The sequence below is a fragment of the Natronosalvus amylolyticus genome (assembly GCF_024298845.1).
GTDB lineage: Archaea > Halobacteriota > Halobacteria > Halobacteriales > Natrialbaceae > Natronosalvus > Natronosalvus amylolyticus.
The window spans coordinates 3394640-3417956 of record NZ_CP101156.1; the positions used below are offsets into that span (position 1 = coordinate 3394640).

19 protein-coding genes are annotated in these 23317 nt (G+C 61.6%); 11 read left to right on the top strand and 8 right to left on the bottom strand.

Annotated elements, in window-relative coordinates; translation table 11 throughout:
- The first annotated feature begins 100 nt into the window (after positions 1 to 100).
- Both NLK60_RS15850 and NLK60_RS15855 read left to right on the top strand, forming a co-directional pair.
- The gene (locus NLK60_RS15850; RefSeq protein ID WP_254808745.1) at positions 101 to 847 is read left to right on the top strand and encodes a helix-turn-helix domain-containing protein; all 747 of its coding nucleotides are present in this window, start codon (positions 101 to 103) and stop codon (positions 845 to 847) included.
- Between the two features lie 172 nt (positions 848 to 1019).
- Positions 1020 to 3662: a heavy metal translocating P-type ATPase gene (locus tag NLK60_RS15855; RefSeq protein ID WP_254808746.1), complete on the top strand. Its 2643-nt coding sequence runs from the start codon at positions 1020 to 1022 to the stop codon at positions 3660 to 3662.
- A gap of 6 nt (positions 3663 to 3668) precedes the next feature.
- On the opposite strand, the gene NLK60_RS15860 is transcribed toward NLK60_RS15855, so the two are convergent.
- Positions 3669 to 4196 carry a metal-dependent hydrolase gene (locus tag NLK60_RS15860; protein WP_254808747.1) on the bottom strand — a complete coding sequence of 176 codons (528 nt, stop codon included), beginning with the start codon at positions 4194 to 4196 and terminating at the stop codon, positions 3669 to 3671.
- Positions 4197 to 4389: 193 nt separating this feature from the next.
- Between NLK60_RS15860 and NLK60_RS15865 the strand changes: the two genes are divergently transcribed.
- On the top strand, positions 4390 to 6321 hold the full coding sequence (locus NLK60_RS15865; RefSeq protein WP_254808748.1) for an L-aspartate oxidase: 1932 nt from the start codon (positions 4390 to 4392) through the stop codon (positions 6319 to 6321).
- Between the two features lie 112 nt (positions 6322 to 6433).
- Here the strand turns inward: NLK60_RS15865 and NLK60_RS15870 are convergent, their stop codons facing one another.
- From NLK60_RS15870 to NLK60_RS15890, 5 genes are all read right to left on the bottom strand, one after another.
- Positions 6434 to 7039, bottom strand: a complete 606-nt coding sequence (locus tag NLK60_RS15870) for a DNA-3-methyladenine glycosylase family protein (protein WP_254808749.1) — start codon at positions 7037 to 7039, stop codon at positions 6434 to 6436.
- A gap of 72 nt (positions 7040 to 7111) precedes the next feature.
- Complete coding sequence (locus NLK60_RS15875) at positions 7112 to 8467, bottom strand: RimK family alpha-L-glutamate ligase (protein ID WP_254808750.1); 1356 nt, start codon at positions 8465 to 8467, stop codon at positions 7112 to 7114.
- Positions 8468 to 8681: 214 nt separating this feature from the next.
- Entirely contained in the window at positions 8682 to 10235 is a 1554-nt protein-coding gene (locus tag NLK60_RS15880; RefSeq protein WP_254808751.1) for a flippase, read from the bottom strand.
- Complete coding sequence (locus NLK60_RS15885) at positions 10235 to 11905, bottom strand: alkaline phosphatase family protein (RefSeq protein WP_254808752.1); 1671 nt, start codon at positions 11903 to 11905, stop codon at positions 10235 to 10237. The genes NLK60_RS15880 and NLK60_RS15885 overlap by 1 nt, the downstream gene beginning before the upstream one ends.
- Before the next feature lie 345 nt (positions 11906 to 12250).
- Positions 12251 to 13003: a GNAT family N-acetyltransferase gene (locus tag NLK60_RS15890; RefSeq protein ID WP_254808753.1), complete on the bottom strand. Its 753-nt coding sequence runs from the start codon at positions 13001 to 13003 to the stop codon at positions 12251 to 12253.
- Between the two features lie 130 nt (positions 13004 to 13133).
- Here NLK60_RS15890 and NLK60_RS15895 point away from each other — a divergent pair, with 130 nt between their 5' ends.
- The 6 genes from NLK60_RS15895 to NLK60_RS15920 all read left to right on the top strand — a co-directional run bounded on the left by NLK60_RS15895 (position 13134) and on the right by NLK60_RS15920 (position 18410).
- On the top strand, positions 13134 to 14210 hold the full coding sequence (locus tag NLK60_RS15895) for a succinylglutamate desuccinylase/aspartoacylase family protein (RefSeq protein ID WP_254808754.1): 1077 nt from the start codon (positions 13134 to 13136) through the stop codon (positions 14208 to 14210).
- A gap of 124 nt (positions 14211 to 14334) precedes the next feature.
- Positions 14335 to 14730, top strand: a complete 396-nt coding sequence (gene sdhC, locus NLK60_RS15900) for a succinate dehydrogenase, cytochrome b556 subunit (protein WP_254808755.1) — start codon at positions 14335 to 14337, stop codon at positions 14728 to 14730.
- Positions 14731 to 15096, top strand: a complete 366-nt coding sequence (locus NLK60_RS15905) for a succinate dehydrogenase/fumarate reductase transmembrane subunit (protein ID WP_254808756.1) — start codon at positions 14731 to 14733, stop codon at positions 15094 to 15096.
- Positions 15097 to 15990, top strand: a complete 894-nt coding sequence (locus NLK60_RS15910; RefSeq protein WP_254808757.1) for a succinate dehydrogenase/fumarate reductase iron-sulfur subunit — start codon at positions 15097 to 15099, stop codon at positions 15988 to 15990.
- 2 nt (positions 15991 to 15992) lie between these two features.
- The gene (locus NLK60_RS15915; RefSeq protein WP_254808758.1) at positions 15993 to 17843 is read left to right on the top strand and encodes an FAD-binding protein; all 1851 of its coding nucleotides are present in this window, start codon (positions 15993 to 15995) and stop codon (positions 17841 to 17843) included.
- A gap of 270 nt (positions 17844 to 18113) precedes the next feature.
- Positions 18114 to 18410, top strand: coding sequence for a hypothetical protein (locus tag NLK60_RS15920; RefSeq protein WP_254808759.1), 297 nt, complete (start codon positions 18114 to 18116; stop codon positions 18408 to 18410).
- A gap of 222 nt (positions 18411 to 18632) precedes the next feature.
- On the opposite strand, the gene NLK60_RS15925 is transcribed toward NLK60_RS15920, so the two are convergent.
- Entirely contained in the window at positions 18633 to 19589 is a 957-nt protein-coding gene (locus NLK60_RS15925; RefSeq protein ID WP_254808760.1) for a zinc-dependent metalloprotease, read from the bottom strand.
- A gap of 167 nt (positions 19590 to 19756) precedes the next feature.
- A complete protein-coding gene (locus tag NLK60_RS15930) occupies positions 19757 to 20047 on the bottom strand; it encodes a hypothetical protein (RefSeq protein ID WP_254808761.1) in 291 nt (96 codons plus the stop codon).
- A 128-nt stretch (positions 20048 to 20175) separates the two neighbouring features.
- Between NLK60_RS15930 and NLK60_RS15935 the strand changes: the two genes are divergently transcribed.
- Together NLK60_RS15935 and NLK60_RS15940 are read left to right on the top strand one after the other, a co-directional pair.
- Positions 20176 to 22116 carry a sensor histidine kinase gene (locus tag NLK60_RS15935; RefSeq protein WP_254808762.1) on the top strand — a complete coding sequence of 647 codons (1941 nt, stop codon included), beginning with the start codon at positions 20176 to 20178 and terminating at the stop codon, positions 22114 to 22116.
- Positions 22117 to 22153: 37 nt separating this feature from the next.
- Positions 22154 to 23212, top strand: coding sequence for a zinc-binding metallopeptidase family protein (locus NLK60_RS15940; protein ID WP_254808763.1), 1059 nt, complete (start codon positions 22154 to 22156; stop codon positions 23210 to 23212).
- Positions 23213 to 23317 lie beyond the last annotated feature (105 nt).

Below are 23317 nucleotides of genomic sequence, written 5' to 3' on the forward strand. Positions count from 1 at the left end.
CCCCAGCGTGAAAGAACCGTTTGACCTTGGCGGTGACCGTTCGCGAACTGGTGTCGCTCGAGCGAGAGTCCTTTTTGGCTGGACGACGTACGGCATACTAATGCGAGAGTTCGTCTTCGCCCTCGAGTACGAACCCGGCACGAATCCGGTTGCCGACGTCCTCGAGGCACACGCAGGCACGCGGATTCGCTCGCTGTCCTATCACGTGACCCCCGACAGCCTGTGGCGGGTAGACCACGCAACCGGTTCGGCTGAGGCGCTCGAAGCGCTCGAGGCGGCCTACGCGGAACCCGCTTATTTTGCGGACTGTCTGGTCCGCGACGACTGTGGCGCGACCTGTGAGACGCAGGTGCTCGACCGCTCGAACGAGGAACTCGTGGTCTACACCTACTGGGATCGAACCGACGACTGTACGTCCGTTCCGCACCTGGCACTCGAGTATCTCGGGACGGGCTTGCTCTTCGAAACGTACCGCGAGGGTCGTCGGCATCGCTGGCGTATCATCCTCGACGACGATGCACCAGTGCGAGAATTTTTCGACGCGCTCGGGACCGAAGTCGGGGAGTGTACCGGTATCGAGATGTTGCGACTCGCCGATGTCGACCCCGAGCGGTCGCTCGAGCGCGCGAGCGTCGAACCGGATATCCCTCCCGAACAGCGCGATGCAGTGCGTGCGGCGGTCGAACACGGCTACTACGAGACGCCACGCGCCATCGAATTAGACGAACTGGCGGCCCGACTCGACATTCCTCGCTCCACGCTTTCCTATCGGCTGCGACGTGCGGAGGCCGCGATGGCGTCCTCGCTCGTGGCGGGTGACCGCGCTCGAGTCGAGCCGGAAATGTGACTCGGGACGGATCCACTTCGTCTTTCCCCAGCCTTAGTGGCTTGCCAAACGTCGACCGATGCCTGAAACCGGACGACTGTAATCGGTTTCTCGAATCTGTTCAGGTTTGGGAAGCCACTAGTTGGCGTGCGCCAAATAAGGCGTATGCCGGTCGCGAGGCTAGACGAAACTGATGACTGAGAGGAGACGGAGCGACGGGGACGCGACGGTCGAGTTTCGCGTTCCGGAGATGGACTGTTCCTCGTGTGCGACGAAAATCGAACGTGGTCTCGAGGGCGTTGACGGCATCTACACTATCGATCCGGCCGTCGCATCGGGCCGGTTACACATCGAGTACGACCCGACGCGAACGGACGCAGAGACCTTGCGCGAACGGGTGACGGAAACCGGCTACACGGTTACCGGCCTCGAAGGTGCCGGCGGTGACACCGAACGGACGAGAGCGTTTTCGGTTCCTGGGATGGACTGTTCGTCCTGTGCCAGCAAGGTCGAGGGGGCGCTCGAGGGACTCGAGGAACCCACACTCGAGTCGATCGAAACGCTGCCGGCGACCGGGCGGGTGACGGTCACGGTTGCACCGACCGACGCCCCGGCCGGTGACGCTACTGGCGGCGATTCGGTGGACGGTGCCTGGGATCGGGTCGACGAACGGATCGTCTCGGCTATCGAGGGCGCTGGCTACGAGGCGCGGACGCTCTCGAGTACCGGAGATGAATCGGGGCTCGAGCCCGCGGACCCGATCTGGCGCACCCAACGGGCTATCGGCACCGTGATAGGCGGCGCGCTGGTGGTCGTCGGGATGGTACTGGCGTTCGTCGCCACCGACGCGAACACCCAGTTGTTTACCCTGGTCGGTCGCGAGTACGCCCTCTCACACGTCCTGTTTATTATCGCGGCAGCGGTTGCCGGGGTGCCGATACTCCGGAATGGCTACTACTCGCTGCGGGCACACAGCCTCGATATCGACTTTCTGATGAGCGTCGGGATTCTCGCGAGCGTGGCCGCCCACCACCCCTTCGAGGGCGCGATGTTGGCCGTGTTGTTCAGCGTCGCCGAACTCCTCGAGCGCTTTTCGATGGACCGGGCGCGAAACTCTCTGCGGGAACTCATGGAGCTCTCGCCGGATACCGCGACGATCAAAGCCGAGGACGGGGCCGAGACGACGATTCCAGCGTCGGCGCTCGAGCCGGGTGACCTCGTCGTCGTTCGCCCGGGCGAGAAGATTCCGGCCGACGGCGTGGTTCAGACCGGGGCCAGCGCCGTCGACCAGTCGCCGATCACGGGCGAAAGCGTTCCCGTCGACCGAGCCGCCGGTGACGAGGTCTTCGCCGGAACTATCGCCGAGTCGGGCTACCTCGAGATCGAAGTGACGAGCGAAGCCGGTGAGTCGACGCTCGCTCGAATCGTGGACTTGGTGGCCGACGCCGAACGCGAACGGACGAAACGCGAGCAGTTCGTCGACCGCTTTGCGAGTATCTACACGCCTATCGTCGTCGTGCTCGCCGTAGCGCTCGCCATTGGCCCGCCGCTACTTGTCGGTGCGAACTGGAACACCTGGTTCCTCCGCGGATTGACGCTGCTGGTAATCGCCTGTCCCTGTGCGTTCGTCATCTCGACGCCCGTGAGCGTCGTCTCGGGGATCACGAGTGCGGCGAAAAACGGCGTTCTGATCAAAGGAGGCCGCCACCTCGAGGCGGTCGGCGAGAGCGACGTGCTCGCGGTGGACAAGACGGGGACGCTGACGACGGGCGACCTCGCGGTGACCGACATCGTGGCCCTCGAGGGGACCAGCGAGGAGGCCGTGCTGGCAACAGCCGGCGTGCTCGAGAAACGGAGCGAACATCCGATCGGTGCGGCGATTGCCGAGCACGCAGATGAGGCGATAGAAGACGTAGCGAATCCGGAGATACGGAACTTCGAAGCCCTCGCCGGACGTGGCGTGCGCGGCGAAATCGGCGGCCAGACTCACTACGTGGGGAAACCCGACCTCTTCGACGACCTGGGGCTCGACCTCGAGCATACGCACGTCAGGACCGATGGCGGGGTCGATTCCGTCGAGTCGAGGCCGGACTGTTCGCGGCAGGATTGCCTCGATCTTCTCCAACAGGTCGTTCCGACACTCGAGGCGGAGGGCAAGACGGTCGTTCTCGTCGGCACGGACGACACCCTCCTCGGCGTCATCGCCGTGGCCGACCGCGTTCGGCCCAACGCCGCGTGGGCCGTCTCCCAGCTACAGGCCCAGGGAGTGCGCGTCGTCATGCTCACCGGCGACAACGAGGGAACTGCCCGGGCTATCGCCGAAGAGGTCGGCATCGAGGAGTACCACGCCGAGTTGCTCCCCGAGGAGAAACTCGAGGCAATTCGCGACCTCGAGGGGCGAGCCGATACGGAAGCGGACACGGGCCGAAAGGTGGGTGAACGGGCTGATAGCGAGGGTTCGAGACGACACACCGTCGCCATGGTTGGGGACGGTATCAACGACGCGCCGGCGCTGGCGACGGCCTCCGTCGGCATCGCGATGGGGGCCGCCGGAACGGACACGGCACTCGAGACGGCTGACGTCGCGCTTATGGGGGACGATCTGACCCGTCTTCCCTACCTGTACCGACTTTCGGGGACGGCAAACGGCGTCATCCGCCAGAATATCGGCTCGAGTCTCGCCGTCAAGGCACTGCTCGCAGCGGGTGCGCCCTTCGGGGTCGTCACCGTCATCCACGCGGTGGTCATCGGCGACATGGGGATGAGCCTCGCGGTCACCGGCAACGCGATGCGGTTGTCGGGTATCGAACCGGAGACGCCCGAAGACGAGGCGTGATCCGGACTAGTCAACGACCGCGTTTTTCAGCGTCTCGAGTCCCGGTTTCCCGTCGCGCCACCACAGGCCGATGCCGGCCACGAAAATCACCGCCTCGAGCCAGAGCGTCGTGACCTCGACACCGCCGACGGTTCCGAGTGGTTTCACGCCAGTGTATGCTGGCATCTCAGTGACTGGCCAGAGGAGAAATCCCAGTTCGTCGATATCACCGGAGAGGACGTGCCACGGCACGTCGGCCGCGATGTGAGAAGTGTAGCCGATGACGAACGCCATCGCCAGTGGGCGGCGATCACATCGTGTGGCGATCAGCCAGACGATAGTCATCACGATAGCGGCGGTGAACAGCGAGTGGCCGACGGTCCGTCCGACGTCGACGATTCCCGCTGCGGCGAGGGGTTTGTCCAGCAGATCCGGCAGGCCTGCACCGACGAGGACGACGAGGACTGGAACGCCACTGGGCCGCTCACCACGACGCCAACGAGTGTAGGCCGCATAACAGAGGTAGCCAACCGAGAGGTGAACGATCGGTTGCACGCACGGGTACACTCGACCGTCGAGTAAAAATGTGGTGGGCTGTGACGTGCCTCGGGTTCAAGCCCCGTGGCATTCGGCTTGTAATTCTGTAAACGTGACTCAGCGATCGTTTGATGGGTTTTCGGCCGTTTTGCCGACAGCCCTTCCTCGTTTGGCGTCTACGGTAAATAGCTACGGAGCCTTTCTCAATTTGATGACAGAAACCTCCTCCAGTGGCGACCGACCGGCGGGTTCGACGCTCGGCGACGGCGATCCGATACTCGATTCGCTGGTGCCCGATTTCAACGACGAGCGACCGCTCGAGTTGCCCTACGACGTGGTTTCGACGCCCGTGTTAGTCATCGGAGCGGGGGCCGCCGGCGCTCGCGTGGCCATCGCCATCGCGGAGGCAGGACACACGCCGCTCGTGATCGGTAAGCGTGGGCACGGAGACGCACACACGACGTGGGCGGCCGGTGGCATCAACGCCTCGCTCGGCTCGCTCGACTCCGAGGACGACTGGTCGATCCACGCCGCCGACACGCTGAACGAGGGGCACTTCCTGAACGACCCGGAAGCCGTCGAACTGGTCGCCCAGGAGATGCCCGACCGGATCCGAGAACTCGAGCGGTGGGGGACACCGTTCGACCGGACGGACGACGGCAAAATCAACCAGCGGTACTTCGGTGCACAGTCGTACCGCCGAACCTGTTTCGTCGGCGACCGCACCGGCGAGGCGATGCTCTCGACGCTCATCGACAGAGCCCAGGCGCTCGATATTCCCTATCGAGAGAACGTGATGATAACGCGATTGCTCTCGGATGGCGAACGGGTGTACGGCGCGGCCGGATTCGACATGGAAACGGGCCGAGGGCTACTGTTTCGGAGTAACCACGTCGTCCTCGCCGCGGGTGGCTTCTCGGCGCTCTACCATCGCCACTCATCGCGCGACGACGAGAACAACGGTGACGGACAGGCACTCGCCCTCGAGGCGGGTGCCCGACTGTTAGATCTGGAGTTCGTGCAGTTTCATCCCACCGGAATGGTCGGCGAGCGCTACGGCGAGGAGTGGGACGGGCGACTCGTGACGGAGGCAGTTCGGGGCGAAGGGGGTCGACTCTACAACGCGGACTGCTCCGTGAGGGATACGAACGAGGCGGGCGACGCGAACGGCGGTTCCCAGGCGTCGCAGTCGTCCGTCTGCGAGCGGTTCATGGAACGGTACTCACCGGATCAGATGGAACTCGACGCTCGAGACGTCGTCGCCAGAGCGATTGCCGAGGAGGTTCGCGACGGCCGAGGGACCGAACACGGCGGCGTCTACCTCGATATCTCCCACCGGGATCCGAACTACGTTCGGGACCGACTGCCGACGATGGTCGAACGGTTCGCGACCCTCGGCGTCGACATCACGAGTGAACCGATGGTGGTCGGTCCGACGGCTCACTACACCATGGGCGGCGTCGATATCGACTTCAAGACGGGTGAAACCGGCGTCGATGGGCTGTACGCCGTCGGAGAGACTGTCGCGGGCGTCCACGGCGCAAACCGTCTCGGGGGTAACTCGCTCGCGGAGACAGTCGCCATCGCCAAACCCGTCGGCGAACGCATCGCTTTGCACCTCTCGAGCGCCGACGAGGATCCGGTGGTGACTCCCGGTCAACGGGCGCTTGCCGAACGGGAATTCCTCGCCCTCGAGACGCTCGCGGAAGCGGACGGCGAAGTCACGCCGAGAGCGCTACTCGAGGACATCGGCGACCTGCTCTGGAAACACGCCGGCATCATCCGCGATGGCGAGGGGATCCGGGAGGGGTTGGCGAAACTCGAGACGATCCGGGCACAAACGGCCAACCTCCTGGTCGATGGCGACCTGACCTCACGGTCGTTCGAGTACGCCGTCGACCTCTCGTTCAGCCTGACCGTTGCCGAAGCCCTGCTCCGGACGGCTCTCGAGCGAACCGAGTCCCGCGGCGCTCACTACCGGCGCGATCATCCCGAGACGCACTCGGACTGGCGCGTGAATCTCGTGGTGTCGGCGGACGAGTCCGGTCTTTCGATCCACAAACGAGGGATCGGAGAGCCGAGTGAACCGGTTCAGGCAGCCATCGACGAGGAGTACGAACTGGACTATCACCACCTCGAGTGAGGGCGTCCGTCTGAACTACTTCGACTTTCAAACCGAGCTTATTTGATTATGAGAGCAAGTAACTCTGGAAAGTGAATTAATTTGTACGAAACGTCGATGAGAAAGCCCGCCTCTAGGGCGGAGATGAATCCTCGTCCTCGTAATGCGCCCAGATGTACCGCGTCGCCAGACTTCGATGTGGCCGCCAGGGTTCGGCGATCTCGCGTATTTTGGCTCTCGAGAGGTCGTCGCCACCGTTATAGAGGTCCTCGATGCCACGACGGACGGCAAGGTCACCGAGCGGGAGCACGTCGGGTCGGCCGAGGACGAAAATGAGGTACATCCGGGCGGTCCAGTCGCCGATGCCACGGATCGCCGTGAGTCTCTCCCGAACCTCGGCGTTGGAGTGGTCGGCAAGCCCCTCGCGTGTGAGGTCGCGCTCGCGAAACGCCGCCGCGGCGTTTCGTAGATACGTCAGTTTCTGCCCGCTCAGCCCTGCCTCGAGCAAGCGGTCATCGTCGGCTTCGAGCACTCGCCCGGGTGTGACCTCGCCCTCGAGCACGTCGAATACACGCCCGCGAACGGCGTTGGCAGAGGCCGTCGAGAGCTGCTGGTTGATGATCGAGACGGCCAGCCGTTCGTACTCGTCGACGTTCGTGTCGACGCTCTCGAGGTCGTAGCGCTCGAGCAGGCTAGCCATCACGGGATCGCAACGGAGGACGTCCTCAGGGGTTGGCATCGTGGAGTGGTTGGCTCGAACGAGCAAAACGGCGTCGGTTGCGGGTGGGGGTGGCGCGAGAGGAACGAAGTGTTACTCGAGGAGCTCTTCTTCCTCTTCGGGGCTGTCGGGTTTGTCGCCGTCGACGCGGCGGCTGACGTCGACCTGGTAACTGCCGAGGATGTCGCGACCGAGGATGACGGGGTAGTCCATGTGGCTGCGGTCTTCGACGCTCGCGGTCACGGTGTGCTGGTTGCCGCCGACGCCGACGACGACGTCGACGACGGGTCGGCTTTTCGAGGTTTTCCGGCTGCCGGATTTCACGCGGGTGATCGACTTGATCGGGCCAGCACCGATGTCTGCGGCCAGTCGGGTGTCGATACTCGTTCGCGTTGCGCCGGTGTCGGATTTCGCGTAGACGGTTTTCGAGCCCGCGGTTCCGGAGAGGACGATCTCTTCGGTGTAGCCGATAATCGCGGGTTCGCCGTCGCCGGGCCGGACGATGTCGGGCATTGCCGAAGGCGTCGAATCGTCCAGGTTCGCCGAGAGCTCCCAGACCCGGCCGTCGTCGACTTCGCCGCCCGCGCGTTCGATAGCGAGTTTCGCGATGTAGGGGGCCGGACTGACGCTGGTGGCCTGATACAGTCCTTTGAAGCCAGCGGTGGGGTTGACCTCGAGGACGAGCGCCCCGTCTTCGCTTTCGACGAGGTCGACGCCGGCGTAATCGAGGCCGACGATCTGGGACGCGCTGACGGCCATGTCGACGACTTCGTCGGACAGGGAGTCCGTCGCGTCCTCGACGCTGCCGCCGACGGCGACGTTGGTTCGCCAGTCGTTGTCGGGTGCATAGCGGTACATCGCGCCGACGACCTCGTCGCCCACGACGTAGACGCGGATATCGCGGTGGCGCTGGTCGTCCATGTCGATGAGTTCTTGGAGGAAGGCGTATCGGTTCCCGACTTTCGCGTTGATCGGGTCGTCCGGACCGATCTTCCAGGTTCCGCCGCCGTGGGTGCCGATGGCCGTCTTGTAGACGGCTTCCTCGCCGAATCGGTCTCGACCGTCGTTGAGGTTGTTCGTGCTCAAGGCCATGTACACGTCCGGAACGCGCACGTCTTCGGACGCGAGTGCCGCCGCGGTGGCGAGTTTGTGTGAGGCGGTCATCGTCGCTTCCGGTTCGTTGAGCATCGGCACGAGTTTGTTGAGCGTGCCCGCCAGCCCCAGTTCCTCGCAGGGTTGCTCGGTGTTCGAGAGCAACATCCGGTTGGCGATGACGTCCACTTCCGGGTCGAGGACGACTTCGCCGTCCTCGACGCTGATCGTCGTATTCTCCTCGCGCAACCAGGCGGTATCGTGACCTAACTCCTCGACAGCGTTGAGGATCGCTTTGGATTCCTTGCTCGTGTGTAAACTGAGTACCCCAACAGTAATCGGATCGGCAGCTGTCATAACTCGATACACTCTTTGCCACCGGAAAAACGTTGTTAGTTACTACGAGCGTGATACCCGTTTTCAGACGTGTCACGCTCTCACACAGTGTTCTTTGCCGACCAGGGATTTTTTCAGGCCGATGTTCGGGTTCGCCAAGACCTCCGATCGAAGGACTGCACATCGACTCGAGGCCAGCACACCTCGAGTGTGTCGATCGTTCCAGGAATCGCTCTCAGTCGGCTATTACTGACGTGACCGTCGAGTCATCGTCGTTGGGAATCCAGCGGCGAATCAGCGGGATACTCACGCCAAGCGTGTCCTCGAGAAGGTCGACGACGACGATGTCACTGGGTTCGAGGCCGCCGACGAGACCGACAATCAGTAGGGAACTCACGCCGAGGAAGACCAGGGCGGGAAAGATGGTCACAGCTGAGATCGAGACCCAGGGCGTGAGCAAAAATGCCCATGGCAGACACACCAGTGGAAGTCCGACGTACGTTCGGGTCGATTCTCTCGAGAGCGGCGTAATATCGTACTGGACGGCGAGAACGCCACAGATGACGGTGTGTACGGCCACCAGGGAAGTAACGGAGGCGATTCCGGCACCCACGAAACCGTACCGCGGTATGAGTAGAATGTTGACCACGACGTTGAGCGTCAGTCCGAACACGTTGCCGATCGCGATCCACGAGGTCGAGCCAAGCGCGGACAGCGTCTCTCGGTCGCGACCCGCCGCCGCGCTGAGGAAAAACCCGACAGCCAGTATCGGGAGGACACTTGCGGCAGGGGTGTAGTCGACGCCGAAGACTATCCTGAGTACGTCGGCAGGAAACGCGAACAACAGTAAAAAAGCCGGGAACGTGACCACGTAGACCCACTTCGTCGTGGTGGCGTAGATATCGTCGACGGCAGCTCGGTCGCCATCGGAGTCCAGTCGCGAGGCGATCGGCAGATAGAGGAAACCGAAGGCACCGAGGACGACGAGCAGTCCGCTCGCGAGAGGATAGGCGGCACTGTAGAGGCCGACCTCGGCGGAACTTCTGAAGTAGCCGAGCATCAGGGTGTCGGTCTGCGTGAGGAGGACGCCGACGACGGTCGAAACGACCAGCGGGGCCGAAAACCGGACAAGCTCTCGAGTGTGGGTACGGTAGGCACCTCGAAGCGGCATGAGTCGATTGAGAAAGAGCGTCGCGACCACGAACGTGGCGATCGCGGCGAGAAGGTAGCCGACACCGGCCGCAACGATGCCCATCCCCGCGAGAATAAAGAGAACGATGAGGGCGATCCTGAGGAAGGGATCGATGAAATCCTGTGCGACGGTTCGAAACACGGTGTTCTCGTAGCCCCGAATTCCCGAAATGGCTACTCGGAACCCGACGATGAACGGAATCGCGACCGCTAGCACGCGAATGAACGTCACGGCGACGTCGCTCTCGAAGAGGAGGGATGCGATCCAGTTGGCCCCCACGATCAAGAGTGCGGCAAATCCGATCGCGAGGGTCATCGTGACCGCGACGCCACTGACCCAGACACCCCGTCGATCTTCGATATCGTCGTATCGCGGAATAAACCGTGAGACGCCCTGGCTGCATCCCGCCATGGCGAAGGTCGTCAGGAACATGAGCAACGCCAGCCCGATACTCACCTCGCCGTAGGCATCGGGGGAGAGCAGTCTACCGATGACGACGCGTTCGCCCAGTTTTGCCGCCGACCCGATCATCCCGCCGACCATGACGAGGACGGCACTCGAGAGGAGTGCAGACAGTTCCTGGTGACGGTCACCCATCAGAGATAGCCGAGATCCTCGAGCCGATTAGTTACGCCCTCGGTATCGACGTTCGGCACGGCCGTCGTTCCGTAGTCGATCGGGTCGTACCGCTCGCTGCGGACTGGTACGGTGAGCAACGACGATGGGGCAGTTCCGGTCATCGAGTCCGGGACCGGGTAGCCCAGTAGGGACATCGTAATCGGTGCAACGTCGGTGAGTGACAGTCGGTCACCGCTCCAGGTTCCGTCGATACCTGGACCCGCGGCGAGGAACACGCCGTCGAGTTTGTGGTCGTACACGTCGATGGGGACGGTCGTTCGCCCGTACAGTTCCACCTTGATGTTGTTGTTCATGTCGGTCGGCCGAAAGAGAATATCGGGGGCACGGTCGGCGTGTGGCCCGTCGTATAGCGCTTCACGACGACAGACCATGTCGAACGCGGGTTTTCCGTCCGGCGTCTCGAACGAGGAGAGAATCGAGATGAGGTCATCGCGGACCGTCTCGTACTCCTCCGGCGAAACGATGCCGTTTGGCTCTCGCCCCTCGAGATTGATTCTAATGCCCAGGCGAGTGCCCTCCGTGCAGTACGCTTTGGATTCTCGCCAGTCGACGGTCTCGCTAACGGAAGCTACCAACGAGTCGGGCGTCAGTCGGAGCAGGGTTGACTCGAGTCCGATTCGCTCGGCAGCACCGTACACACTTCCGGGACGGATGCCGAGGCGGTCGACGAGCCATTTGGCGGCCCGCGACGAGATGCTCGGTTGCTCGCCGATGGAATTTGCAGTACCGGATCCCGCGGGCTGATTCGTGTCGGGGTCGGTCAGTGAGGTCTTGACCGAGGACAGATTCGTTCGTCCCCCCTCACCGTCGGCGGCGACGACGTAATCGTGCTGGCGGAGGATCTCGTTGACGTAGATCGAGTAGCCGGTGACCGGGCCGATACCGTGGTCCGAGCAAACGATTACGTTGACCGTCTCGTCGACCGCCTCGAGGATGTCGCCGACCAGCCGATCGGCGGCTTCGTATATCGATCGGAAGGCCTCGTCGTCGTCGAAGTTGTGGAAAACGGCGTCGGTCTTTTGTACCTGGACGAACGCAAACTCCCAGTCCTCACGTTCCACCAGGGAACAGGCCGCTCGCCGCCGCTGATCGATCAACTCGAGGTAGCCTGCCAGTTTCTTTTCGGAATCGTCGCTCACTTCGTGGCTCGAATAAATCCGGTAGGGCTCGCCCAGTTCGTCGTCGAGCGCCTCGCGAACGCCTTTGGGGTGGCCGTCGGCATCTTCGCCCGCCAGATAGCCGGGTATCAGCACGCCAGCTATCCGATCAGCCGGATGGGTAACCGGCACGTTCAGGACGACCGAGGGCGTTCCCTCGTCGGACAGATAATCCCAGATCGCCGGTCGGTCGACGTCGCCTCGAGACACCAGTTCGCCCTCGTCCGGATACGTGTCGTATCGAAAAAAGCCGTAGACACCGTGGTGGCTCGGATCGCAGCCAGTGTACATCGACGGCCAGGCACTTCCCGTCCACGGTGGGTGCGTCGACTCGAGTGCCGCTTCGATGCCGCGATCTCGAAGCGAGGAGATGTTTGGCATCGACGCTTCGAAGCGCTCGAGGTATCGACTGTCGAGCGCGTCCAGTCCGATGACGACCGTCTTCGTCGTGGTGTTCTCGGTCGTTACCATGCGTGGGTTGTGTCCTCGTCTTCGGTTGCCTCTCGGTCACGTGTCCAGTGTGGATACTCGAGGGAGGAAACGTTGCATCTGACTCCGTTCATCGATCCTCACTTGGGGAACCGTCGTCTTTGTTAGCGTGTGGGTTCGACCGGTCAGCAGGCAGACGAGCGGGTGTTTTCACCGAGTGGAGCACTCGCTTGGTCACTCCTTATAATCCGGGCAATAACCACGATTACGCGTCCCGATTAACGAGGCGCTCACCCTCGCTAAGCATCACATACACCTACTAGTGACACGCTCGTCACGTTGTGACAAGGAATCTGATGACGGAGGGATCGAGAGCGTTGGGAATACTTACAGGTAGGCGGCATCCCACCGCGTCGCCTTTCGTTTGTTGTCACACTCGTTACAGACGATGCGGCCCATGGCATCCATCGCGTTGTCGAGGGAGTTGCAGTTTCCACAGAACCAGCCGTAGCGTCGACTCGCGTCGGCGTTCAGGTACGTCGTGTAAAACGGGGCGACGGAGCCACGGACGGGCTCACCGTAGCTGACGTACAGCGTGTCGCCGTTTTCCATGACTTCCTCGAGGGCGCGCCAGTCGTCGCCCGTCTCGCGTTCGCTTTCGACGTACACGTGTTCGGTCAGCGTGTCGTCACCGATGTCGATCTCGCGTTCAGCGGCGCGGGTGAACCCGTGGCCGGCGTAAAACTCGCTTCCGACCTCGTTACCGGCGAGGACGGCCGCCTGTATCTGGTCACAGCCTGCCTCGAGTAAGCCCTTGCGGGTTCGAACGAGCAGGCGGGTGCCAATACCCGAGCCACGCTGAGAGGGTTCGACGTGTAACCAGAGTATTCGACCGACACCTTCGGTGTCGCCAACGAGTTCGCTCTGGGAGAACGCAACGATTTCGTCGTCGTCTTCGACGACCAGAAACAGCGCGTTCTCGTCGGTGAGTCGCTCGTCGATATCTTCGCCGTACCACTGCTCGAGTGCCGTCTCGATGGCTTTCTCGTTCAAAAAGTGGCTGTAAGAGTCGGTTACGGAGTCCCGTGCAACCGAGCGGATTTGCTGGCTGTCGTCGGCCGTCGCCTCGCGAACGTTCATGTGAGCAACTACGACGACCAGTTAGAAAACATCTTCCTCGAGTTCCGAATCTCGCAACTCGGATTCGTAGCTATCAATTGCTCGAACTCGAGGGGACACCAGTTATAGGCATGCCCGCGTATGGGGGAGCATGAGCGACGAGACGATGAGCGAACCCCCCGATAGCGATCTCGGCTCTGACGTGTTCACGTATAACGGGGGTCGTGTCGACCCCGGCGAATCGGCCAACATCCGCTACGGTATCAGCGAAACCTATCTCGGCGACCCCGTCCGGATCCCGGTGACGGTGATCAACGGCGAATATTCCGGACCGACGGTGTTCCTGTCGGCTGCTGCTCACGGTGACGAACTCAACGGAATCGAGGTCGTCCGGGAGGTAGCACACGACTGGGACCACTCGAACCTCCACGGGACGTTGATCTGTCTGCCCGTGATGAACGTACCGGGCTTTCTCGCCCAGGAGCGCTACCTGCCGATTTACGACCGGGACCTGAACCGGTCGTTCCCGGGACGGGAGGACAGCACCAGCGCGAGACGGATGGCCCACCAGATCTATACGAACTTTATCGAACCCTGTGACCTTGGAATCGACTTTCACACCTCGACGCGCGGGCGAACGAATATGCTCCACGTTCGGGCCGATACCAGTGATGAAAAGGTCGAACGCCTGGCGCGCGCGTTCAGTTCGAACGTCATTATCGCTGGCGAAGGGCCCTCGGGCACGCTTCGGGGTGAAGCCACTGACGCGGGCATTCCGACGATTACCGTCGAGATGGGCGAAGCACACCGGTTTCAGCGACAACTCATCGACCGGGCACTGACCGGCGTTGCGAGCGTCCTCGCGGAGTTCGGCCTCCACCCCCACTCGTCGGTTCACTGGCCCGGGTGGCGCGTCATCATCGACGACGCTGGCGAAAAGACCTGGCTCAGGGCCGACGCCGGCGGTATCGTCGACATGAAACACTCGAGTGGCGACCTCGTCCGCGAGGGGGAGACGATCTGTGCGATCACCAATCCGTTCAAAGAGGAAGACGACATCGTGACGGTCGAAGCACCCTTTACGGGCCTCCTCGTGGGTGTTCTCGAGAATCCGGTGGTGTACCCCGGAAATCCGTTGTGTCACCTGGTCGGGCTCAGTGACACCATCCTGAACGCCCTCGAGCGCGAACTCGAACGGCAGGACCCGTTTCTGGAGACACTCGAGTAACGAATCGAGGAGACCTCTCTCCTGACTTTCCGCCTCACAGATGATTGACGTGGTTTGGAAGGAACGACCGGGCACGATAAAAGTAACTTCTATACCCCCACAGTCCAACCCACGACATGAGCGCATGAGTCAGTCTTACAATCGTGGCCTTATCGAGGACTTCGGGCGATGGAAGGAGTTCTCGGCTGGGATGTGGGCATGGATCTTCCACAAGTTCACCGGGTGGATGTTGATCGGCTACCTGTTCACCCACATCGCAGTGTTGAGCACCGCCATCGCGGGCGAGCAAGCGTACACCGACACGTTGCAGGGGCTCGAAGCCCTGTTCGTCGTTCGGCTCCTGGAAGTCGGCCTGCTGGCAGTCGCCGTCTTCCACATCCTCAACGGGATTCGGCTTCTGATGGTCGATCTGGGTATCGGTCTCGAGGCACAGGATAAAACGTTCTACGTCTCGTTGATCATCACAGCCGCTATCACCGTTGCAAGCGTTCCGACGTTCATGACGGAGGTTGGATTCTAGATGGCTGAACGCTACTCTTCGTTTACCCCCGGAGGCACCGCGTGGCTCCTCCAGCGGGTGACGGCCGCGTTCCTGGTCGTGGTACTGGCGTACCACTTCTTCCTCCTGCACTTCGTCAACCACGCCTGGGAGATCACGTTCGCCGGAACCGCAGCACGCATGGAGAATATCGGCTACTTCGTCACGATGATCCTGTTTTTGATCACTGCGACGTTCCACGGTGTCAACGGAGTCTACAACGCACTGGTCAATCAGGGACTCAGTGGCACGCCGAAAAAGGTCGTCCTCGGCGTGCTGACGATTGCGAGTCTCGCACTCATCGTCCAGGGCATCTGGGTCGCACTGGTCTGGAGAGGGATGATGTAAATGAGTACACAGCAACAACAACCCGAAGAACCCGAAACGCAAGAATCGCCCGTCGAAGGGGAGCCAGAAACCGAATCGGCTCCCGAACCACAGCAGCGACGCCTCGAGCGAAAACGACTGGGACAGGCCCAGCGCGAGCAGGCGGAAGCCGAGGCCGAACCGGAAGAGACGAAGGTTCATCTCAAGGTGTTCCGGTACGATCCGGAGGTCGAGGCAAAACAGGAGCCACGATTCGACGATTACTACGTTCCGTACGAACGCGGAATGACCGTCCTCGACGCCCTGATCTACGCACGTGACGAGTTCGATTCCTCGCTAACGTTCCGACACTCCTGTCGACAGGCGATCTGTGGCTCGGACGCCTTCTTCGTCAACGGCTCACAGCATCTGGGCTGTAAGACCCAGCTCTCCGAACTCGAGCAACCGGTTCGTATCGAGCCCCTGCCACACCAGGAGGTCGTCAAGGACCTGGTCGTGGACATGGATCACTTCTACGACCAGATGCACAGCGTCGAACCTTACATGCAACAGGAAGACCTTCCCGATGGCGACCTCGAGGAGTTCCGCCAGTCACGGGAAAACCGCGAGAAAATCAAGATGTCGACGCGGTGTATCTGGTGCGGTGCGTGTATGTCCTCGTGTAACATCGCGGCGGGAGACAACCAGTATCTCGGGCCGGCAGCGATCAACAAGGCCTACCGGTTCGCGATGGACGAGCGCGAGGACGAAGAGATCAAAGAGCATCGGCTCCGTATTATCGAGCAGGAACACGGCGTCTGGCGGTGTCAGACCCAGTTCTCCTGTACGGAGGTCTGTCCGAAAGACATCCCACTCACCGAGCACATTCAGGAGCTCAAGCGTGAGGCAGTCAAGAAGAACCTGAAGTTCTGGTAATCATGTACGAACACGACGTCATCGTGGTCGGCGCCGGCGGCGCTGGCCTCAGAGCGGCAATCGCAGCACACGAAGCGGGAGCGGACGTGGCAATGGTCACGAAACTCCACCCGGTCCGCAGTCACACGGGCGCGGCGGAAGGAGGCATCAACGCCGCCCTCCGCGAGGGTGACGACTGGGAACTCCACGCCTACGACACGATGAAGGGCTCGGACTATCTGGGTGACGCCCCGGCCATCGAAACCCTGGCCAAGGACGCCCCGGAGGATACGATCACCCTCGAACACTGGGGGATGCCCTTCTCTCGTGAGGACGACGGGACGGTCTCACAGCGACCGTTCGGCGGCCTCTCGTTCCCGCGAACCACGTACGCGGGGGCCGAAACCGGCCATCACCTGCTACACGTCCTGTACGAACAGGTCGTCAAACGTGGTATTCAGGTGTACGACGAGTGGTTCGTGATGAACCTCGCGGTGACCGACGAACCCGACCCGAACGACCGAACCTGTCACGGCGTCGTCGCCTACGACGTGCAGTCGGGCAAGGTCGAGGGCTTCAAAGCGAACAACGGCGTCATCATCGCGACCGGTGGCCCTGGACAGGCCTTCGATCACACCACCAACGCGGTCTCCTGTACCGGCGATGGTCAGGCGATGGCTTACCGCGCGGGTGTCCCGCTCGAGGACATGGAGTTCGTACAGTTCCACCCGACGACCTTGCCGAGCACGGGCGTCCTCATCTCCGAGGGTGTCCGTGGAGAGGGTGGCATTCTCTACAACGAGGACGGCGAGCGATTCATGTTCGAACACGGCTACGCCAACAACGCGGGCGAACTCGCCAGCCGTGACGTCGTCTCGCGCGCCGAGTTGACCGAGGTCAACGAGGGCCGCGGTGTCAACGACGAGTACGTCCACCTCGACATGCGACATCTCGGTTCCGAGCGGATTCTCGACCGCCTCGAGAACATACTCCACCTCGCCGAGGACTTCGAGGGCGTCGACGGGCTGATCGAACCGATGCCCGTCAAACCCGGCCAGCACTACGAGATGGGCGGCATCGAAACCGACGAAAACGGTAAGACGTGTGTGGATGGCCTCTACGCCGCCGGCGAGTGTGCGTGTGTCTCCGTCCACGGCGCAAACCGCCTCGGCGGAAACGCCCTCCCCGAGCTCGTCGTCTTCGGCAAGCGTGCGGGCTATCACGCTGCCGGAAAAGACCTCGGCGAGGCCGAAATCGAGACCGGCTACACAGACGACGTCGAAGACGAAACCGAGGCTGACTTGCCGATCACGCCGGGTGAAGCCGGCATCGAGCCAGTCTCGGCCAGTGAAAGCGTCGCCACCGACGGCTCCGGCCAGGTCGCCGGCGGGGACGCCTTGCTCGAGCAGGCCGTCGAGGCAGAGCGCGAGCGCGTCGACCGGTTGATGGAGAAAGAAAGCGGCACCAAACACGCCGACATCCGCTCGAAACTTCAGGATGCGATGACTCGCGACGTGAACGTCTTCCGCGAGGAAGAAGGTCTCAAACGCGCGCTCAAGGAAATTCAGGAGTGCCGAGAACTGTATCAAGATGTCTACGTCGAGGACCCATCCCGAACGTTCAACACGGACCTCCAGATGACCTACGAGACGCGCAACCTGATCGACGTCGCCGAGACCATCACACTCGGTGCGCTCGTCCGAAACGAGTTCCGCGGCGCGCACTGGCGTCTCGAGAACCAGATCCGTGACGACGAAAACTGGCTCAAACACACGCTCATCTCCTGGAACGGCGGCAAGCCGTCGATCTGGTACCGGCCCGTCATCCTCGAGGGCGAGGACAAAACCTACGAGCCGAAAGTCCGGAGTTACTAAACCGAGGGCAGTAGCTGGCTCATTCCGATTTTCTCGGTGTCGTGTGATAGGGATTGTTGTCACTGTTTATCGGTCAGCGACCACCCCGGCTCGTCGCTGACTGGTAAAAGACCACAACGGACCCTATGACTCCTTGGAGATTGGGCCGTTCGTCGTGGCTGTGTTTACAGAAATACAAGGAGAAAACCCACGACTTCGGCCGTGTGGAGGATGCCGATGGCTCGTATTGCTTGGCTATAGATTCCAACGACTACAAATCCGTGTGGACCAATGGCCTCGTATGCACTCGAGTGGACGGCAGTCAGGAGGCCGAGCACGCGGCTGGAAGCGAGGGGCCGTATCTCCGATAGCGGGGGCGAAGTAATGGCCCGGCGACGCCGACGTTCGGCCGTCGATGCCGACACCGTTCAGCGACTGCGCGTCGGATTCGTCGTTCTCGTCGCTCTTTCGGGGACGATGATGGCGCTTCAGGGCGGGGCGTCACTCCCGGTCGCTGCGCTGGCGACGGGTATCGGAGCGCTCGCCGGAGGAGCGTTGATCTGGTATCTGACGTGGATCGTCAGCTAATAGCGATTCTCGGGAGTCTCGAGGCGATCGAGTGGAGACAGTACAGTTTTATAGCATCTCGAAAGTTACAGGAATGACGATAACGGCCGAGAGACGTTCGATTTCAGCCAGGAACCGACGCTTGGCGGAGTGGTGATACGGTTTACTGTCGTCTCGTACCGGTGATTGCCGACCCGGTATGGGCGCTCATCGGTACGAAGTTACAGTAGACTGTCTGAAGGACTATCTCTCGAGGCGACGAATCCACAGGCCCGGCGTCTCGAGTTCGTCGTCGGTTGGCAACGATTCTGGCCCGTCCCAGACCTGGCTCGCGAACTCGAGGTCGCGGTGCTCGACGACCGTCTCGAAGAAGGCTTTTCCACGTTCGTACTGGCGCTGTTTCAGTCCAAGGCCGAGGAGCCGCCTGAACAGCTGCTGGAGCGGGCCGCGCCCCTGTCGCCTGGCGTCGAGTTTGCGTCGCAGGTCCTCGTACTCGTCGTCGAAGGCGTGATCCATCAGAAGTTCGGCGTACCCTTCGACCACGGTCATCGTGGCGTTGAGTTCGCGGAACGTATCGCGGTCGAACGCGCCCTCCGAAAGGGCGTCGATACCCGATTGCATACGTTCTTCGAGATGCGTCGACAGCCACGGTGCCGCGCCGAACTCCGCGGCGTGTGTCACCTCGTGGAAGGCGATCCAGCGACGGAATCGGTCGGGATCGACCTCGAGGACGTCTGCGGCGTTGAGAATGTTCGGCCGGACGAAGTAGAGGGCGTGGTCGTCGTCGGGGGTCTCCGCGAGCAACAGCGGATCGTACTGACCGAGAACGTTCCGGCCGAGGAAGGCGAGCAATACGGTCATCGTCCCGGTGTTGACCGTTCGAGCCACGCCGGGGAACGCGCCGAGTTGGTCTTCCATCGGGGCCATCACTCGCTCGAACGTTTCGATGTTGGCGTCCATCCAGTGATGTCGGTTCTGGATTTCGATCACCTCGGGGACGTCGAACTCGAGGCCTGCTGCCTCGCGCACCCCTTCGCGTGCGTCACGAACGTCTCGAGCGTAGGCGGCCTGCTCGCCCGGCTCGAGTGCAAGTGAGCCGGGGTCAGTCGAAGCTTTGGCTGCCTCGGCGGCGGCCTGCCAGTCGATGGCGTCGTCACCGGAGGCCTCGGCGACCGCACGGACGCTACGATAGAGATTCACACCAGCGATACGGGAAGCGCGGCCAAAAGGGTTCTGTCGCTGTCGACGACTCCGGCTATCGGTTTCCCACGGAGCCGTCACTCGCGGTCGGTACACTCGAGCGTCAGGGGGATACGTTGCTGTGTGTCACGAGACAGCACGTTGAAAATTCGGGTACGACAACTGTATCAGGAGGTGATGATTTCGGGTTCGTCGTAGCCTTCCGCGCCCTCGTCGTCGTTGCCACGGCGTTTTTTAACTGCGACGGCGAGTGCGACGAGCGCAACGAGACCGATGACCGCCCCGATTGCGGAAGATTTTCCGCCTTCTTCGTCCGCGGCGACGGCTTCCTCCTCCCGATCCTCGCTTTCGCTTTCCTCGCTGTCGCCGATAGGGAGTCCGTCGCTGATCGTTTTCGGGCCGAACTGCGTGTTGCCGTCGAGGTGGAGTTCGACGAACGTGAATTTTTTACTACCCATGTGCGGATACACGTCGAGCGGTCATTTATGTATTGTGTCGAACATCACGACGGTCTCGAGAGGAGGTGGGAAAATTTCCGACCGAAAGCTGCCGGTATGTTTTAGTAAATCCCTCGAGAGTGAGGCCCATGGGCTGGAACGTTACCTACCACCTCGTTCCGCTCGCCGTCGGCATCGTGACGACCGTGTTGGTGATGGGTGTCGTCTGGAAGCACCGTCACAAAAACGAGGCGACGATCCTGTTTCTCCTGTTTGGCGGCATTCTCGGCTGGGCATCGGCAGCGGCGGTACAGATTGCGAGCACTGATCCTGTCCTCATCCGATTCGTCGATCGGTTTTTGATGGGATTCGTTTCAATCGTTGCCGTCTCGTGGTGTGCGTTTGCGATCAGTTACACAGAAAGGACCGAGTGGATCAGTCCGGTGCCCGTTGCCCTGGCACTCGGTGTTCCTGTCCTCACACAGCTCGTCGTCTGGACGAATACCGCTCACGAACTGATGTGGCCTGCTGGCACGCGAGTAACCGACGTAAACGGCCTCGTCCTCCCTGCGACGGAAACTGGCATCTGGTTCACTTGGGTACACGTTCCACACTCCTATGGCCTGTTATCTATCGGAGCCGTTCTCGTCGCCCGGTCAGCCATTCGAACCTGGCACGTGTATCGAGGCCAGGCGATTGCACTGCTGGTCGGAATGCTCGTTCCCCTCGTAGCAAACGGCGCATTTTTGCTCGAGATTACTCGGATCGACTACACCCCGTTTGCGTTTACGATCAGTGCCCTCAGTATCGCCTGGGCGTTGTTTCGGTACGAATTTCTCAGCTTACTCCCGGTTGCGAGAGAGACCGTCGTCGAAGAGATGCGAGATGGTGTGATCGTCCTCGATCGAGACGACCGGATCGTCGATTACAACCGGGCGGCCGCTTCGGTCCTCTCAGAACCGTCGACGAGGAAATCAGCCATTGGGATGCCGGCCACTGCCGTGCTCCCGTTCGAACTGGTTTCGATAGTTTCCGAAGGTGGGCAGGGAACAGGTAACGGCACGACCCCCTCATCAGACCGTTCAACCGTGAGTGAGACACTGGCTGAAAACGGTGGATCTCGGTTCTCGTCAGCACAGGGTCTCCGATCGATTGGCCTGCAGGCATCCGATATGGAGGATGTTCCCGACGACGATTCATCTCACCGTCGACAGTTTGAACATACCATTGGTGATGAGACCGTTATCTATCGTCTCGACGCCGTCCCGATTTCGAACCACGATGGCGACAACACCGGCCGCATTCTCGTCTTGCAGGACATTACTGCGCTCAAAGAACGAGAAGCGGCCCTCCGGTCGTTGAGCGAGGAACTCGAGTTACTCAACCGGATCGTTCGCCACGATATTCAAAACGACATGAACGTTGTAGCTGGCTACGCGGACTTGCTCGAAGAGCATCTCGAGACGGCACGCATGGATGGCGATATCGATTCGACGTACCAGGAGTATCTCGAACCGATTCAGTACAATACGACCCATACGATCGAGCTCACCGAACAGATCGGGACCCTACTCGAGGCAATTACGGCAACCGAGGGACTAGATGGTGCACCCGGCGATCACGGCGAGCCAAACACCCTTCAGCTCGAGCCTATTGAACTCGGCCCGATGATCGAGCGCGAACTCGAGAAAGCGCGCACGGCGTTCAATCAGGCGACGTTCACAACAACGTATCGTGAATCGATCGAGGGAATCGCCGTGTATGGAACGCCGATGCTGTCTTCGGTGTTTTCGAACATCCTCTCGAATGCTGTTCGACACGCAGACAACGCACAGCCGCTGGTCCATCTCGAGACGGACGTTGGAGCGTCGTCGGTGACGATTCGAATTGCCGATGATGGGCCCGGCATCTCCGACGATAAAAAGGACGCTGTCTTCGGCCGGGGGGAACGCGGTCTCGACAGCCCCGGTAGCGGTATCGGTCTGTACCTCGTCCATCGGCTGACGACAGCGTTCGGTGGCTCGGTTCACATCGAGGACAACGAGCCTCGAGGGGCGGTGTTCGTCGTGACGCTCGAGCGCGCTTTATAACCGATTCTTTAAAACCGTCACCGTTCGAGCAGTACGTATGGACACAACCGCCCGCGACTTTCTGATCGAGTTGCTCGAGACCCCCTCTCCATCGGGATACGAAACCCGCGGTCAGCGCGTCTGGGTCGACTACGTCTCCCAGTTTGCCGACGACGTTCGAACCGACGCCTACGGGAACGCCATCGCCGTCCACGAGGGCGACCCGGACGGTCCCGAAGTCGTCCTGACGGGCCACGCCGACGAGATTGGATTTATCGTCAAATCGATCGACGACGACGGGTTCATCCGCCCCGGTCGAATCGGCGGATCGGACCCGACGGTTTCCCAGGGCCAGCACGTCACGATTCACGCCGCCGATGGCCCGGTCGAGGGCGTTATCGGCCAGACGGCCATCCACCTCCGGGAAGACGGCGAGGAACCCGACATGGAGGACCTCTGGATCGACATCGGTGCCGAAAGCGAGGAGGACGCAAAAGCCCTGCTCGAGGTCGGGGACCCGATCACGTTCTCCTCGAGCGTCTCGTGGCTCACCGAGAACCGACTCGCGGCCCGTGGGCTGGACAATCGCGTCGGGACGTGGGCGGCCGCCGAGGGTTTCCGACAGGCCGTCGAAGCGGGTACCGAAGCCACGGTGTACGCCGTTTCGACGGTTCAGGAGGAAGTCGGCGTCAAAGGCGCACAGATGGTCGGCTTCGACCTCGAGCCGGATGCCGTCGTCGTCGTCGACGTTGGTCACGCGGTCGATTATCCGTCGGCTCCGAGCGAGAAAACGAGCCAGATGGAACTGGGCGGCGGGCCAGGGCTCGGTCGCGGCAGCACGAACCATCCGGTGATTTTCGAGGGGCTGCGAACCGTCGCCGACAGCGCCGAAATCGACGTCCAGATCGAGGCGCTCGGACTCGGGACGGGCACCGACGCCGACGGCTTCTTCACGGCCGCTGGTGCCATCCCGGCACAGGTCGTCAGTGTCCCCAACCGGTACATGCACACTCCAGTCGAAGTGATCGATACCGACGACCTCGAGGAGATCGCGACAATGCTCGGCCTGTTCGCGAGTCGGGCCCACGAGTTCGCCCCGTTCGAAGTCGACGTCTGATACGGCCTGCTATAACTGTTTTCCGGTGATTGTCGACTCGGAATGGGCAATCACCGGTACGAGACGACAGTAACCCGAATAATCGCAGCCTATAACCAGCCCGAG

Bases quoted from the DNA above. Each gene is read 5' to 3' on its own strand.
- NLK60_RS15850 (WP_254808745.1), top strand. From the start codon at position 101: ATGCGAGAGTTCGTCTTCGCCCTCGAGTACGAACCCGGCACGAATCCG.
- NLK60_RS15855 (WP_254808746.1), top strand. From the start codon at position 1,020: ATGACTGAGAGGAGACGGAGCGACGGGGACGCGACGGTCGAGTTTCGC.
- NLK60_RS15865 (WP_254808748.1), top strand. From the start codon at position 4,390: ATGACAGAAACCTCCTCCAGTGGCGACCGACCGGCGGGTTCGACGCTC.
- NLK60_RS15870 (WP_254808749.1), bottom strand. From the start codon at position 7,039: ATGCCAACCCCTGAGGACGTCCTCCGTTGCGATCCCGTGATGGCTAGC.
- NLK60_RS15875 (WP_254808750.1), bottom strand. From the start codon at position 8,467: ATGACAGCTGCCGATCCGATTACTGTTGGGGTACTCAGTTTACACACG.
- NLK60_RS15880 (WP_254808751.1), bottom strand. From the start codon at position 10,235: ATGGGTGACCGTCACCAGGAACTGTCTGCACTCCTCTCGAGTGCCGTC.
- NLK60_RS15885 (WP_254808752.1), bottom strand. From the start codon at position 11,905: ATGGTAACGACCGAGAACACCACGACGAAGACGGTCGTCATCGGACTG.
- NLK60_RS15890 (WP_254808753.1), bottom strand. From the start codon at position 13,003: ATGAACGTTCGCGAGGCGACGGCCGACGACAGCCAGCAAATCCGCTCG.
- NLK60_RS15895 (WP_254808754.1), top strand. From the start codon at position 13,134: ATGAGCGACGAGACGATGAGCGAACCCCCCGATAGCGATCTCGGCTCT.
- sdhC (WP_254808755.1), top strand. From the start codon at position 14,335: ATGAGTCAGTCTTACAATCGTGGCCTTATCGAGGACTTCGGGCGATGG.
- NLK60_RS15905 (WP_254808756.1), top strand. From the start codon at position 14,731: ATGGCTGAACGCTACTCTTCGTTTACCCCCGGAGGCACCGCGTGGCTC.
- NLK60_RS15910 (WP_254808757.1), top strand. From the start codon at position 15,097: ATGAGTACACAGCAACAACAACCCGAAGAACCCGAAACGCAAGAATCG.
- NLK60_RS15915 (WP_254808758.1), top strand. From the start codon at position 15,993: ATGTACGAACACGACGTCATCGTGGTCGGCGCCGGCGGCGCTGGCCTC.
- NLK60_RS15920 (WP_254808759.1), top strand. From the start codon at position 18,114: ATGGCCTCGTATGCACTCGAGTGGACGGCAGTCAGGAGGCCGAGCACG.
- NLK60_RS15930 (WP_254808761.1), bottom strand. From the start codon at position 20,047: ATGGGTAGTAAAAAATTCACGTTCGTCGAACTCCACCTCGACGGCAAC.
- NLK60_RS15935 (WP_254808762.1), top strand. From the start codon at position 20,176: ATGGGCTGGAACGTTACCTACCACCTCGTTCCGCTCGCCGTCGGCATC.
- NLK60_RS15940 (WP_254808763.1), top strand. From the start codon at position 22,154: ATGGACACAACCGCCCGCGACTTTCTGATCGAGTTGCTCGAGACCCCC.